At 71.5% G+C, this 14,927-nt stretch carries 8 protein-coding genes; all 8 read right to left on the reverse strand.

Annotated elements, in window-relative coordinates; translation table 11 throughout:
• Positions 1-11 precede the first annotated feature (11 nt).
• The 8 genes from QWY28_RS01645 to rpoB all read right to left on the reverse strand — a co-directional run bounded on the left by QWY28_RS01645 (position 12) and on the right by rpoB (position 14,695).
• A complete protein-coding gene (locus tag QWY28_RS01645) occupies positions 12-2,852 on the reverse strand; it encodes an FAD-binding and (Fe-S)-binding domain-containing protein (RefSeq protein ID WP_300950561.1) in 2,841 nt (946 codons plus the stop codon).
• Positions 2,849-3,349, reverse strand: coding sequence for a DUF1648 domain-containing protein (locus QWY28_RS01650; RefSeq protein WP_300950562.1), 501 nt, complete (start codon positions 3,347-3,349; stop codon positions 2,849-2,851). Before QWY28_RS01650 ends, QWY28_RS01645 begins: the two co-directional genes overlap by 4 nt.
• Complete coding sequence (locus tag QWY28_RS01655; protein WP_300950563.1) at positions 3,346-4,611, reverse strand: hydroxyacid-oxoacid transhydrogenase; 1,266 nt, start codon at positions 4,609-4,611, stop codon at positions 3,346-3,348. The genes QWY28_RS01650 and QWY28_RS01655 overlap by 4 nt, the downstream gene beginning before the upstream one ends.
• A 95-nt stretch (positions 4,612-4,706) precedes the next feature.
• A complete protein-coding gene (locus QWY28_RS01660) occupies positions 4,707-5,621 on the reverse strand; it encodes an NUDIX hydrolase (RefSeq protein ID WP_300950564.1) in 915 nt (304 codons plus the stop codon).
• A 6-nt stretch (positions 5,622-5,627) separates the two neighbouring features.
• The gene (locus QWY28_RS01665) at positions 5,628-6,866 is read right to left on the reverse strand and encodes a geranylgeranyl reductase family protein (RefSeq protein WP_300950565.1); all 1,239 of its coding nucleotides are present in this window, start codon (positions 6,864-6,866) and stop codon (positions 5,628-5,630) included.
• 44 nt (positions 6,867-6,910) lie between these two features.
• Complete coding sequence (locus QWY28_RS01670) at positions 6,911-7,165, reverse strand: hypothetical protein (RefSeq protein WP_300950566.1); 255 nt, start codon at positions 7,163-7,165, stop codon at positions 6,911-6,913.
• Positions 7,166-7,303: 138 nt separating this feature from the next.
• Entirely contained in the window at positions 7,304-11,131 is a 3,828-nt protein-coding gene (locus QWY28_RS01675) for a DNA-directed RNA polymerase subunit beta' (protein ID WP_300950567.1), read from the reverse strand.
• Between the two features lie 84 nt (positions 11,132-11,215).
• Positions 11,216-14,695, reverse strand: coding sequence for a DNA-directed RNA polymerase subunit beta (gene rpoB / locus QWY28_RS01680; protein WP_300950568.1), 3,480 nt, complete (start codon positions 14,693-14,695; stop codon positions 11,216-11,218).
• Between the last annotated feature and the right edge of the window lie 232 nt (positions 14,696-14,927).

The raw sequence follows: 14,927 nt of genomic DNA on the forward strand, positions 1-14,927 counted from the left end.
GTGGCGCGGGTTCACTCCTCGAGCCTACTGGCGAGCAGCTCGGCCAGGTGCAGCGCGGGGACGTCGGCGAGGTCGTCGAGCTGGATCTTGCACGACATCCCGTCGGCCAGCACGACGGCGCCGGGATGGGCGCGCACGGTCGGCAGGAGGTGGGTCTCGGCCACCGCGACCGAGACCTCGTAGTGGCCCTTCTCCACGCCGAAGTTGCCCGCGAGACCGCAGCACCCCGGCACCCGGGTGACGCTCGCGCCGGCCTTCTCCAGCAGCCGCTGGTCCGCGGCCCAGCCCAGCACCGCCGACTGGTGGCAGTGCGGCTGCGCCACGACCTCGACGCCGGTGAGGTCGGGCAGCGCGACGTCGAGCCGCTCGAGGGCCTCCGCGAAGGTCAGCACCCCGCGCGCCACCACCTCGGCCCGCGGGTCGTCGGTCAGCTCGGCCAGGTCGCTGCGCAGCGAGGCCAGGCATGACGGCTCCATCCCCATCACCGGCACGCCGCTCTCGACGTACGGCGCCAGGGTGGCCGCCGTGCGTGCGGCCATGCTGCGGGCCTTGTCGAGCTGGCCGGTCGTGATCCAGGTCAGCCCGCAGCAGGCCGCCTCCGGGATGACCCGCACCCGCAGCCCGGCGGACTCCAGGAACCGGATCGCGGCCAGGCCGCTGCCGGGCATGAAGTGGTCGGTGAAGGAGTCCGCCCACAGCCACACGTCGGGGGTGTCCCTGCGGGCCGCAGGAGCCGAGGCGGCGACCTGCTTGCGCAGCGTGCGGGCCGGGAACGTCGGGATCGACCGACGCCGGTCGATCCCGGCGGTCGCCTTGGCGACGCGCGCCAGCGCCTTGGACCGCATCATCGCGTTGACCGCAGGCGCCATCGGCGCGGCCAGCGCGGCCCACCGCGGCAGCCGACCCAGCGTGTAGTGCGTGAGCGGCCGGCGGCGCCCCGCGTAGGTCTGGTGCAGCGTCTCGGACTTGTAGGTCGCCATGTCGATGCCGGTCGGGCAGTCCGAGGCGCAGCCCTTGCACGACAGGCACAGGTCGAGCGCCTCGTGGACGGCCGGGTCCTTGAGCCCGCCGACGAGCGAGCCGTCGAGGGCCTCCTGCAGCACGCGCGCGCGACCGCGGGTGGAGTCCTTCTCCTCCCGGGTGGCGAGGTAGGAGGGGCACATGACGCCCTGGCCGGGCAGGGTGGGGACGACGCACTTGCCGACCCCGGTGCAGCGGTGCACCGCCGAGCCCATCGAGCCCTCGTCGTGGAGGAACCGCAGCGCGGTGCGCACCGACGCGCGCGGCTGCTCGGGGCGCAGGTCGGCGTCGAGCGGGTCGGGGTCGACGAGCACGCCGGGGTTGAGGATCCCCGCGGGGTCGCAGATCGCCTTGACCGCGCCGAAGAGCCGCAGCGACTCCTCGTCGTACATGATGGGGAGCAGCTCGGAGCGCGCGCGGCCGTCGCCGTGCTCGCCGGACAGCGAGCCGCCGTGCTCGCGCAGCCTCCGCGCGCTGGCGACGAGGAACTCCCGGAACCGAGCGGCCCCGTCCCCGGCGCCGCCGGGCTCGAACGGGAAGTCGATCCGCACGTGCACGCAGCCGTCGCCGAAGTGGCCGTACGGCACGCCGTCGAGGTCGTGCTCGCGGAGCAGCTCGTCGAAGTCGCGCAGCCAGGCACCGAGGTGCTCCGGGGGTACGGCGGCGTCCTCCCAGCCCGCGTGCGCCGGCCGGGACAGCGAGCGGGCGGCCAGGCCGGCCCCGTCCTCGCGGATCCGCCAGAGCGCGGCGGCCTCCGCGGCCGACTCCACGACCCGCGACTCCAGCGCCCCGGCGACCGCGACCACCGGCGCGAGCAGGCCCGGGTCGCTCACCTCGACGAAGAGCCAGCCGGCCCCGCGCGGCAGGTCCGGCACCGACCCGCCACGCGCGCGGACGAGGTCGACGATCCGGGCGTCGAGGCCCTCGCAGGCCACCAGCCCGCCGCGCTCGACGCCGACCGAGGCGTCGACCGGCCGTCCGGACGCGGCGAGGATCGCGGGCACGGCGTCGGCCGCCTCGATCATCGAGGGGTAGCCGAGCACGACCAGCTGCCGCGGGGTCTCCTCCACCAGCCGCACCGTCGCCTCGCGGACCACCGCGAGCGTGCCCTCCGAGCCGGCCAGGAACCGGTCGACCGAGCGCCGCTCGGGCAGCAGGTGCTCCAGCGAGTAGCCGCTGACCTGGCGGGAGAACCGCCCGAAGCTGGTCCGCACGTGCCCGAGGTGCGCCTCGGCCAGCTCCGCGAGCCGCGCCGGTATGTCGCCGTCGGCCGTGCCCCAGACCGGGTCGATCGCGACCACGTTGTCCGACGTGCGGCCGTAGCCCAGCGCCCGCGAGCCGCAGGCGTTGTTGCCGATCATCCCGCCGATCGTGCAGCGGGTGTGGGTCGAGGGGTCGGGGCCGAACCGCAGTCCGTGCGGGGCCGCCGCGCGCTGCAGCACCTGGTGCACGACGCCCGGCTGCACGCGTGCGGTGCGCGCCTCGGGGTCGATCTCCAGCACCCGGTCCAGGTGCCGGACGGTGTCGACGACGAGCCCCCGCCCGACCGCGTTGCCCGCGATCGAGGTGCCGGCGCCGCGCATCGTCAGCGGCACGCCGAGGGTGCGCGCGACGTCGACGACGGCGGTGAGCTCGTCGGCGTCGCGCGGGCGCGCGACCGCCTGGGGCACGACGCGGTAGAGCGAGGCGTCGGAGGTGTACAGCGCCCGGGTCAGCGTCGAGTCGTCCGCGTCGGTGACCCCGCGCCGGCGCAGCTCGGCGAGCAGGTCGGTGCTCGTCACACCCGGAGCCGGGGCGGCAGAAGGGCTCGTGTCGGGGCTGGCGATGGTCATGCGTCGTCCCTCCGGCGGTAGCGGGTGCTCAGCGACCAGACGGTCCAGGCGACCACGAAGACGAGGTAGCAGGCGAGGCCGACGAAGAAGAGCGGTCCCAGGGCGGGGTCGTCGGCGCGAGCGGCGAGGGCCGTGGCCAGGACGACGACGGACAGGAACAGCATCGTCGCCGACGCCAGCGCGTAGAGGTCGGTGCGCATCATCCGGCGCATCCGCCGCTCGCGCTCCGGCGTGGCGGTCCACCAGTCCTTGTGGGGAGCGTTGAGGTACGCCAGCGGCATCCGGTCGACCAACGCCGCGGTGCCACCCATCACCAGCGCGAGCAGGCCGCCGACGGTCGTCATGGTCATCAACGCCTCGCCGCGGCTCGCCCAGCGGTCCGGGTCACCGGTGACGCCGAAGTGGAGCGGCACCTCGGCCGGCATCGCGAACGCCGAGCCAGACAGGACGAGCAGGAAGCAGACGAGCGTGCCGAGGTAGGTGTGGCGGACGGTCACCAGTGCTCCATCGAGCCGCGGAAGACGCCGGCCAGGTCCTCGCCGGTCACCTCGCGCGGCGCGGTCGCCAGCAGCCGCTGCTGCTGCAGGGCGCCCTCGACGAGCGGGTCGACGTCGCCGTCGTCGTACCCCACCTCGGCCAGGCCGTTGGGGATGCCAATGTCGCGCATGAGCCGCACCAGCACCCCCGGCAGCGCGTCCGGGCCGTCACCGAGGTCGGCGTCCGGCTCGAGCAGCCGCGCGGCGCGCAGGTGGCGGCCGGGGTCGGCCTCGAAGGTGAAGCGGAACGCCTCGGGCGCGGTCAGCGAGACCGCCATGCCGTGGGGGACGATCGGCTCGTCGGCCGGGTAGCCCTCGGGGCGGAACCCGCGGACCCGGCCGGCGATCGGGTAGGCGTTGGCGTGCGGGATGTGCACGCCCGCGTTGCCGAAGCCGAGGCCGGCGAAGGTCGCCGCGAGCGCCATCTGCTCGCGCGAGACGGTGTCCGAGCCGTCGCGGACCGCCGTGCGGAAGGCGCCGGCCAGCAGCGAGAGCGCCTTCTCCGACCACATGTCCGCGACCGGGTTGGCGCCGCAGTAGGGCACGCGCTGCTCGGGCCGCTTGGCCTCGAAGTCGGCGTACCACCGCGCGGTGTAGCTCTCCAGCGCGTGGCAGAGGATGTCCATGCCCGACGCGGCCGTCACCATCGCCGGCTGGGTCAGGGTGAGCGCCGGGTCGACGACCGCCAGCCGCGGGCGCAGGGCGGGGTGGCTGATGCCGGTCTTGACGTGCAGCGCCAGCACGTCGAGCACGCAGATCGTGGTGCTCTCCGAGCCGGTGCCGGTCGTGGTCGGCACCGCGACCAGCGGGAGCAGCGGCTGCGTCGGCGCCTGGGCCTTCCCGACCGGGGCGTTGACGTAGTCCATCAGCCCGCCGGGGTTGGTGGTGAGCAGGTTGACGGCCTTGGCGGTGTCGATCGTCGAGCCGCCGCCGACCGCCACGACCGCGTCGAAGGGCCCGGCGTCGCGGGCGAAGTCGATGGCCTCGACCAGGGAGGCGTCGGTGGGCTCCACCCGGGCCCGGTCGTACGTCGTCACGTGCAGGCCCCGCGCGGTCATCTGCTCGGCGATCCGGGCCGGGTGGCCGGTCGCGGCGACGCCCGCGTCGGTCACCAGCAGCACCCGCTGCGCGCCGAGCGCCTGCAGGTCGTGCCCGATCTCGCCGGACGCCCCGGTGCCGAACTTCAGGGCCGGCGCTGCGTAGGTGAACACGGTCTCGGACACCCGCTCAGGGTAGCCGCGCTCCCCCGCCCCGCGGCCACGAGACCCGGGAGGAGAGACACGCGCCACGCACGCCCCGAGCCGCTCCGGACGCGCCCCTACGGTCGGTCGGGCGCGGCGGCGAGGGCGGCCGCGACCAGTGGGTGCACCGGCACGGAGCCGTCTGCGACGGCGGCCAGCGGGATCCAGGCGACCGCGTCGGAGGTGCCGCCGACCTCGGCGACCGGCTCGGCGTCCACCGATCCCGGTGCGACCGTCGCGACGAGCACCAGCTGGATGGCGTGGAACTCCTCGTCGCGCCCGTTGGGGGCGACGCCGCGGATGGACTCGTCGCCGACGTGCAGGACCCGGCCGACCTCCACCTCGAGACCGGTCTCCTCCCGCACCTCGCGCGCAGCGGCCGCGGCCGGCGCCTCCCCGTGCTCGACGCCGCCGCCGGGCAGCGTCCACAGGCCGGTGTGGAAGCCGCTGCTCGAGACCCGGGTCAGCAGCACCGCGCCGTCGTCCGGCCCGCCCCGCACGACCAGCGCGTACGCCGCCGTCCGCTGCATCCGGAACGGCCGGTGCGTCGCCAGCACCTCCGAGACGAGCGGCGTGACCGGGACCCGGCCGGCGGCGACGTCTGCCACCGGCCACCACCGTGCGTCCGCGGTCGTCCCGCCCACCTCGACCACCCGCGGGGCCGGCGCGTCGACCGGGACGTGTCCGTCGTACACCAGGCGCACGGAGTGCACGTCCACCCGCCGGCCGTTCCACCGGGCGTCGGGCCGCCGGCCGGTGTGCACGCGGGCGGTCGCGCCGACCGTCACGTCCAGGCCGGTCTCCTCGCGCACCTCGCGGACCACCGCGTCGCGCGGGTCCTCGCCGTGGTCGACGCCACCGCCGGGCAGCGTCCACACCTCGGCCCGGCTCACCCGCGAGGACAACCGGGTCAGCAGCACCGCGCCGTCGCGGACGACGACGGCGTACGCGCCCAGCCGCTGCATGCGGCGCCGGTCCCGCCGGTCAGGCACGCCGCGTCACGCGAACGGCGGCCGCGCGTCCAGCGCGATCGAGCGGCGACCGGCCCAGCGCCACACGCGCGCGGCGCGGTCCCGGTCCTCGTCGGTGACCAGGTTGCCCATCCAGCGCAGCGCCAGGGTCATCAGGTGGTCCGACCGCATGCCCGCCGGCCCGAGGGTCGGCAGCAGCCGCGGCACCGTCACCAGCCCGGCCAGGCGGCGCGCGATGGAGAACGCCTCGCCGTAGTGCTCGCGCAGCAGCGCCGGCCAGACCGTCGCCAGGTCGCGGTGCTCGCTCATCACCTCGGCGACCATCCGCCCGGTCTCCAGGCCGTAGTCGATCCCCTCGCCGTTGAGCGGGTTCACGCACCCGGCGGCGTCGCCGACCAGCGCCCAGTTGGGCCCCGCCACGCCGGACACGGCGCCGCCCATCGGCAGCAGCGCGGAGGTCTTCGCGCGCAGCTCGCCGGTCAGCGCGAAGTCCTCGCGGCGCTGCTCGGCGTAGAAGTCCATCAGCGGCTTGATCGCGACGTTCGCGGGGCGCTTCGCCGTGGCCAGCGTCCCGACGCCGAGGTTCACCTCACCGGTGCCGAGCGGGAAGATCCAGCCGTAGCCGCTCAGCACCGAGCCCTCGGCGTCCCGCAGCTCCAGGTGCGAGGAGATCCACGGGTCCTCGCTCATGCCCGACGCGACGTACGAGCGGCCGGCGACGCCGTAGACGGTCTCCCGGTGCCAGGCGCGACCGAGCACCTTGCCCAGCGGCGAGCGGACCCCGTCGGCGACGACCAACCGGTCGCAGGCGACCTCGAACCGCTCCCCCGCCCGCTCGAGGACGACCGCGGCCACGCGGGCGCCGTCCCGTCGCACGTCGACCGCCCGCGTGCCGTCGATCGCCAGCGCACCGGACTTGATCGCGGTCGTGCGCAGGTGGTCGTCCAGCTCGGTCCGCGCGACGGCCGAGCCCCAGTCCGGGAGGTTGCCGCCGGGCCACGGCAGCAGCAGCGTCTGCCCGAAGCCGTGGGCGCGCAGGCCGCGGTTGACGGTGTGCGCCCGCAGCCAGTCCTCGAGCCCGAGCCGGCTGAGCTCACCGATCGCGCGCGGGGTGAGCCCGTCGCCGCAGGTCTTGTCGCGCGGGAACGTCGCCGAGTCGACCAGCAGCACGTCCGCGCCACCCCGGGCCGCCCAGGCCGCCGCCGCCGCCCCGGCGGGGCCGGCGCCGACCACGAGGACGTCGGTGCGGGTGGGTGTCGTGCTCACCCCGCGATTCTCGCAGGCACCCGGTCACGCCGCCGCACCGAGGCTCAGGCGCCGCCCTCCCCCATCGGCGGGAACGCCGCCGGCGCCTCCTCGTATCCCTCGGCGTCGGTGAACATCCCCTTCTCGACGTCGAAGTCCCGGCCGGTGTTGTCGACCTCGACGTTGTCGGGGCGGTTCTCCGGGTCCAGCCGCTCGCGCCGCTCGGCCTCCACCGCCTCGACCGACTCCGGCGGCAGCTCCGCGGCCGCGCCCGTCCCGTCGTGCCCCTGCTCGTGCTCGTGCTCCGCCTGTTCCGGCATCGCGGCACCTCCCTGTCCGACCGCCATGGGAACACGGCGGCGGGAATGACGGAACCCCGTCACGCGAGGTGCGTGACGGGGTCCCGGTGGAGCGGTGACTGCTCGGTCCCGCCCCGAGCGAGCTCGGGGCGGGGGCCCTCAGTTCTGGTACGACCCGAAGTCGAAGTCGTCCAGGGCGACGGCCTGACCGCCGTTGGCGCCGAACTCGTAGTCGTAGGAGTCGTAACCGGTGACGGAGTACGCCGCGGCGCGGGCCTCCTCGGTGGGCTCCACCCGGATGTTGCGGTACCGCTCGAGGCCGGTACCAGCCGGGATCAGCTTGCCGATGATCACGTTCTCCTTCAGACCGCGCAGGGAGTCCGAGCGGCCGTGGATCGCTGCGTCGGTGAGGACGCGGGTGGTCTCCTGGAAGGAGGCCGCCGAGAGCCACGACTCGGTCGCCAGCGAGGCCTTGGTGATGCCCATGAGGACCGGGCGACCCGAGGCCGGCTTGCCGCCCTCGGAGACCACGCGGCGGTTCTCCTCCTCGAAGATCACGCGGTCGACGAGGTCGGACGGCAGCAGGTTCGTGTCGCCGGACTCGATGACCGTGACCCGGCGCAGCATCTGCCGGACGATGATCTCGATGTGCTTGTCGTGGATCGCCACGCCCTGCGAGCGGTACACGTTCTGCACCTCGTCCACCAGGTGCTCCTGCGCCTTCCGGACACCCAGGATCCGCAGGACGTCCTGCGGGTCGGGGGTACCGGAGGTCAGGTGGTGGCCGACCTCGATGTGGTCGCCGTCGGCCACGTTGAGGCGCGAGCGCTTCGACACGGCGTACTCCTGGACCTCGGAGCCGTCGTCGGGGGTGACCAGGACCTTGCGGGCCTTGTCGGTCTCCTCGATCTCGACGCGACCGGCGGCCTCGGCGATCGGCGTACGACCCTTGGGCGAGCGGGCCTCGAAGAGCTCGACCACGCGGGGCAGACCCTGCGTGATGTCGTCCGCGGAGGCCACACCACCGGTGTGGAAGGTACGCATGGTCAGCTGCGTGCCGGGCTCACCGATCGACTGGGCCGCGATGATGCCGACGGCCTCGCCGATGTCGACGAGCTTGCCGGTGGCCAGCGAGCGGCCGTAGCACTTGGCACAGGTGCCGGTGCGGGCGTCGCAGGTCAGCACGGAGCGGACCTTGACCTCCTCGATGCCGGCCGCGATCAGCTCGGCGATCTTGACGTCACCGAGGTCGCCGCCCGCCTCGACCAGCACCTCGCCGGTCTCGGGGTGGGTGACCTCCGTGGCGGCCGAGCGGGCGTACGCCGCGGTCTCGGCGTTCTCCGCCTTGACCACGGTGCCGTCCTCGCGGCGCTCGCCGATCCGCTTGGGCAGACCACGCTCGGTGCCGCAGTCGTCCTCGCGGATGATGACGTCCTGGGAGACGTCCACCAGACGACGGGTCAGGTAGCCCGAGTCGGCGGTCCGCAGCGCGGTGTCCGCCAGACCCTTGCGGGCACCGTGCGTCGCGATGAAGTACTCCAGGACCGTCAGGCCCTCGCGGAAGTTCGACTTGATCGGGCGCGGGATGATCTCGCCCTTCGGGTTGGCCACGAGACCACGCATGGCCGCGACCTGCCGGATCTGGTTCATGTTTCCGGAGGCACCCGAGTCGACCATCATGTAGATCGGGTTGGCGCGGTCGAAGTTCTTCTCCATCGCCTTGCCGACCTCGTTGGAGGCCTCGGTCCAGATCTCGATGAGCTCCTGGCGGCGCTCCTCGTCGGTGACCAGACCGCGCTCGAACTGCTTCTGGACCTTCGCCGCCTGCGCCTCGTAGCCGGAGAGGATCTCCTGCTTGTCGGCCGGGGTGACGACGTCCTCGATCGAGACGGTGACGCCGGAGAAGGTGGCCCAGCGGAAGCCGGTGTCCTTCAGGGCGTCCAGCGACGCGGCGACCTCGACCTTGGTGTAGCGCTCGGCCAGGTCGTTGACGATCGCGCCGAGCTGCTTCTTGCCCACCTCGTAGTTCACGAAGGGGTAGTCGGCCGGCAGGGTGTCGTTGAACAGCACCCGGCCCAGGGTCGTCTCGAGGATGCCCTCGTCCTCGACGCGGATCTTGACCTGGGACTGCACCGAGATCTCGCCGCGGTCGAAGGCCATGATCGCCTCGGCCGGCGACGAGAAGGCACGGCCCTCGCCCGGCTCGCCCTCACGGTCGGTGGTGAGGAAGAACAGGCCGATGATCATGTCCTGGGTCGGCATGGTCACGGGGCGACCGTCCGACGGCTTGAGGATGTTGTTCGTCGACAGCATCAGGATCCGGGCCTCGGCCTGCGCCTCCGCGGAGAGCGGCAGGTGGACGGCCATCTGGTCACCGTCGAAGTCGGCGTTGAACGCCGAGCAGACGAGCGGGTGGATCTGGATGGCCTTGCCCTCGATCAGCTGCGGCTCGAAGGCCTGGATGCCGAGGCGGTGCAGCGTGGGCGCACGGTTGAGCAGCACCGGGTGCTCGGTGATGACCTCCTCCAGGACGTCCCACACGACCGGACGCGCGCGCTCGACCATCCGCTTGGCGGACTTGATGTTCTGCGCGTGCGAGAGGTCGACGAGCCGCTTCATGACGAACGGCTTGAACAGCTCCAGGGCCATCTGCTTGGGCAGACCGCACTGGTGCAGCTTCAGCTGCGGACCCGACACGATGACCGAACGACCCGAGTAGTCGACGCGCTTGCCGAGCAGGTTCTGGCGGAATCGACCCTGCTTGCCCTTGAGCATGTCCGAGAGCGACTTCAGCGGCCGGTTGCCCGGGCCGGTGACGGGGCGACCACGGCGGCCGTTGTCGAACAGCGAGTCGACGGCCTCCTGGAGCATCCGCTTCTCGTTGTTGACGATGATCTCGGGCGCGCCGAGGTCGAGCAGCCGCTTGAGGCGGTTGTTGCGGTTGATCACGCGGCGGTACAGGTCGTTGAGGTCGGAGGTCGCGAAGCGGCCACCGTCGAGCTGCACCATCGGACGCAGGTCCGGCGGGATGACCGGGACGGCGTCGAGGACCATGCCCTGCGGCTTGTTGCCGGTCTTGCGGAACGCGTCGACGACCTTGAGCCGCTTGAGCGCGCGGACCTTCTTCTGGCCCTTGCCGTTGGCGATGGTGTCGCGCAGCGACTCCACCTCGGCGGCGATGTCGAAGGACTCGAGGCGCTTCTGGATCGCCGTGGCGCCCATGTGGCCCTCGAAGTACTTGCCGAACCAGTTCTTCATCTCGCGGTAGAGCATCTCGTCGCCCATGAGGTCCTGGACCTTGAGCGACTTGAAGGTGCTCCACACCTCGTCGAGGCGGTCGATCTCGCGCTGCGCACGGTCGCGCAGCTGCTTCATCTCCCGCTCGGCGCCGTCCTTGACCTTGCGGCGCTGGTCGGCCTTGGCACCCTCGGCCTCGAGGGCGGCGAGGTCCTCCTCGAGCTTCTTGGCGCGGTCCTCGATCGAGGTGTCGCGACGCTTCTCGAGGCGCTCGCGCTCGAGCTGCACCTTGCCCTCGAGCGAGGACAGGTCGCGGTGACGCGCGTCCTCGTCGACGGAGGTGATCATGTACGCCGCGAAGTAGATGACCTTCTCGAGGTCCTTGGGCGCCAGGTCGAGCAGGTAGCCCAGGCGGCTCGGGACACCCTTGAAGTACCAGATGTGGGTCACCGGAGCGGCGAGCTCGATGTGGCCCATGCGCTCGCGGCGCACCTTGGAGCGGGTCACCTCGACGCCGCAGCGCTCGCAGATGATGCCCTTGAAGCGCACGCGCTTGTACTTGCCGCAGTAGCACTCCCAGTCCCGGGTGGGACCGAAGATCTTCTCGCAGAAGAGGCCGTCACGCTCGGGCTTGAGCGTGCGGTAGTTGATGGTCTCCGGCTTCTTGACCTCGCCGTGGCTCCACGTGCGGATGTCGTCCGCGGTGGCCAGGCCGATCTGGAGCTGGTCGAAGAAGTTCACATCGAGCACGATGGCTGTTGTCCTTCGTTAGTTCTGGAAAGCAAGCTGTGGACCGAGGGTGGCCGGCGCGCTCGCGCGCGCCGGCCACGCACCTCAGACTTCTTCGACCGAGCTGGGCTCGCGCCGCGACAGGTCGATGCCGAGCTCCTCGGCGGCGCGGAAGACGTCCTCCTCGGCGTCACGGAGCTCGATCTGCGAACCGTCCTGGCTGAGCACCTCGACGTTCAGGCAGAGCGACTGCATCTCCTTGACGAGCACCTTGAACGACTCCGGGATGCCCGAGTCGGGGATGTTCTCGCCCTTGACGATCGCCTCGTAGACCTTGACGCGACCAGGCACGTCGTCGGACTTGATCGTGAGCAGCTCCTGCAGGGCGTAGGCGGCGCCGTACGCCTCCATCGCCCAGACCTCCATCTCGCCGAACCGCTGGCCACCGAACTGGGCCTTACCGCCCAGCGGCTGCTGCGTGATCATCGAGTAGGGGCCGGTGCTGCGCGCGTGGATCTTGTCGTCCACGAGGTGGTGCAGCTTGAGGATGTACATGTAGCCGACCGAGACCGGGTCCGGGAACGGCTCGCCGGAGCGGCCGTCGAACAGGTCGGCCTTGCCGGTCTCGTCGATCATCCGCACGCCGTCGCGGTTGGGGATCGTCGAGCCGAGCAGCCCGGTGATCTCGTCCTCGCGGGCACCGTCGAACACCGGGGTCGCGACCTTGGTGTTCGGGTCGGCCTTGTCGACGCCGATCTTGATCAGGCGCTGCTTCCACTCGGAGTCGTCCGGGTCGCCCGACAGGTTGAGGTCCCAACCCTGCTTGGCGAGCCAGCCCAGGTGCAGCTCGAGGATCTGGCCGATGTTCATCCGTCGCGGGACACCCAGCGGGTTGAGCACGACGTCGACCGGGGTGCCGTCCTCCATGAACGGCATGTCCTCGATCGGCAGGATCTTCGCGATGACGCCCTTGTTGCCGTGGCGGCCGGCGAGCTTGTCGCCCACGGAGATCTTGCGCTTCTGCGCGACGTAGACGCGGACCAGCTGGTTCACGCCCGGCGGCAGCTCGTCGCCCTCCTCGCGGTCGAAGACCCGGACGCCGATGACGGTGCCGGACTCGCCGTGCGGGACCTTCATCGAGGTGTCGCGGACCTCGCGCGCCTTCTCGCCGAAGATCGCGCGGAGCAGGCGCTCCTCGGGGGTCAGCTCGGTCTCGCCCTTGGGCGTCACCTTGCCGACGAGGATGTCACCGGTGGTGACCTCGGCGCCGATGCGGATGATGCCGCGCTCGTCGAGGTCGGCCAGCATCTCCTCGGAGACGTTCGGGATGTCCCGGGTGATCTCCTCGGGGCCGAGCTTGGTGTCGCGGGCGTCGACCTCGTGCTCCTCGATGTGGATCGAGGTGAGGACGTCCTCCTGCACCAGGCGCTGGCTGAGGATGATCGCGTCCTCGTAGTTGTGACCCTGCCAGGGCATGAACGCCACGAGCAGGTTCGTGCCCAGCGCCATCTCGGCGTCGTCGGTGCACGGACCGTCCGCGATCGGGCTGCCGGCCTCGAGCCGGTCGCCCTCGCTCACCAGCGGGCGCTGGTTGATGCAGGTGCCCTGGTTGGAGCGGCGGAACTTCGCCAGGCGGTACGTCGAGTAGGTCCCGTCGTCGTTCATCGTCTCGACGATGTCGGCGGAGACCTGCTTGACCACACCGGCCTTCTCGGCGGTGACGACGTCACCGGCGTCGACGGCGGCGCGGTACTCGATGCCGGTGCCGACGAGCGGGCTGTCGCTCGTGATGAGCGGGACGGCCTGACGCTGCATGTTGGCGCCCATGAGCGCGCGGTTGGCGTCGTCGTGCTCGAGGAACGGGATCAGGGCGGTCGCGACCGACACCATCTGACGCGGCGAGACGTCCATGTAGTCGACCTCGGCGGCCAGGATCTCCGAGACCTCGCCGTCGCGCTGGCGGACCAGCACGCGCTCCTCGACGAACCGGCCGTCCTCGTCCATGGCCGCGTTGGCCTGGGCGATGACGTAGCGGTCCTCGTCGTCCGCGGTGAGGTAGTCGATCTGGTCGGTGACCCGACCGTCCTCGACCTTGCGGTACGGCGTCTCGACGAACCCGAAGGGGTTGATCCGGCCGTAGGAGGCGAGCGAGCCGATCAGGCCGATGTTCGGGCCTTCGGGGGTCTCGATCGGGCACATGCGGCCGTAGTGCGACGGGTGGACGTCGCGGACCTCCATGCCGGCGCGGTCACGGGACAGACCACCGGGGCCGAGCGCCGAGAGGCGACGCTTGTGCGTCAGCCCGGCGATCGGGTTGGTCTGGTCCATGAACTGCGAGAGCTGCGAGGTGCCGAAGAACTCCTTCAGCGCCGCGACCACGGGACGGATGTTGATCAGGGACTGCGGCGTGATGGCCTCGACGTCCTGGGTCGTCATCCGCTCGCGGACCACGCGCTCCATGCGCGCCAGACCGGTGCGGAGCTGGTTCTGGATCAGCTCGCCCACCGTGCGCATGCGGCGGTTGCCGAAGTGGTCGATGTCGTCGGCGCTGATGTCGAGGGCGCCCTGCGGGGCCTCGAGCTGCTCCTGGCCGTCGTGCAGCGCGACGATGTACTTGATCGCCGCGACGATGTCCTCGATGGTCAGCGTCTGCTGGTCGAAGGCCTCGGTCAGACCGAGCTTCTTGTTGATCTTGTAGCGACCGACCTTGGCGAGGTCGTAGCGCTTGGGGTTGAAGTAGTAGTTGTTCAGCAGCGTCTGCGCGGCCTCGCGCGTCGGCGGCTCGCCCGGACGGAGCTTGCGGTAGATGTCGAGCAGCGCGTCGTCCTGCGCCTGGGTGTTGTCCTTCTCCAGGGTCAGCTCGATCGACTCGTAGACCGTGCCGTCGGGACGGCGGAACTCCTCGAGGATCTGCTCGGTGGTCATGCCGAGCGCCTTGAGCAGGACCGTGACGTTCTGCTTGCGCTTGCGGTCGAGGCGGACGCCGACCAGGTCGCGCTTGTCGATCTCGAACTCCAGCCAGGCACCGCGGCTGGGGATCAGCTTGGCGGTGTAGATGTCCTTGTCGGACGTCTTGTCGGCGGAGCGCTCGAAGTAGACGCCCGGGGACCGGACGAGCTGGCTGACGACGACACGCTCGGTGCCGTTGATGATGAACGTGCCCTTGTCGGTCATGAGCGGGAAGTCGCCCATGAAGACCGTCTGGCCCTTGATCTCGCCGGTGTCGTTGTTGGTGAACTCGGCGGAGACGTAGAGCGGTGCGGAGTAGGTGAAGTCCTTCTCCTTGCACTCGTCGACCGTGTACTTCGGGTCGTAGAACACAGGGTTCTCGAACGAGAGCGACATCGTCTCGGAGAAGTCCTCGATCGGGGAGATCTCCTCGAAGATCTCCTGCAGACCGGACTTGCTCGAGACGTCCTCACCCTCGGCGCGCCGGCGCTCGACGACGGCGTTCCACTTGTCGTTGCCGATCAGCCAGTCGAAGCTGTCGGTCTGGAGGGAGAGGAGCTGCGGGACCTCGATCGGGTCCTGGATCTTGTTGAACGAGATGCGGCGGGGGTTGCCAGAGGTGGTGCGCGCGGCCAAGAGGTGTCCTTCGAGGATCGCTGCCGGGAGTGGCGCCGGGGCCCCCCACTAGATCAGCCACCGGGCAGGCCGAAATGCATCTGAGGGCAGGCGCAAAGCGCCACGATACACCAGATCCAGGCGCGCGACAACGTCAGCGAGCGCCTGCGACGAGCGTCCCGACGATGATGCGCGGTGCCGGCTGCCCGGTCAAGCACCGCGGCCGGACGGGGCGGCCGTAGCGGCCCCCGGT

The sequence above is a fragment of the Nocardioides oceani genome (assembly GCF_030412965.1).
Taxonomy (GTDB): Bacteria; Actinomycetota; Actinomycetes; order Propionibacteriales; family Nocardioidaceae; genus Nocardioides; species Nocardioides oceani.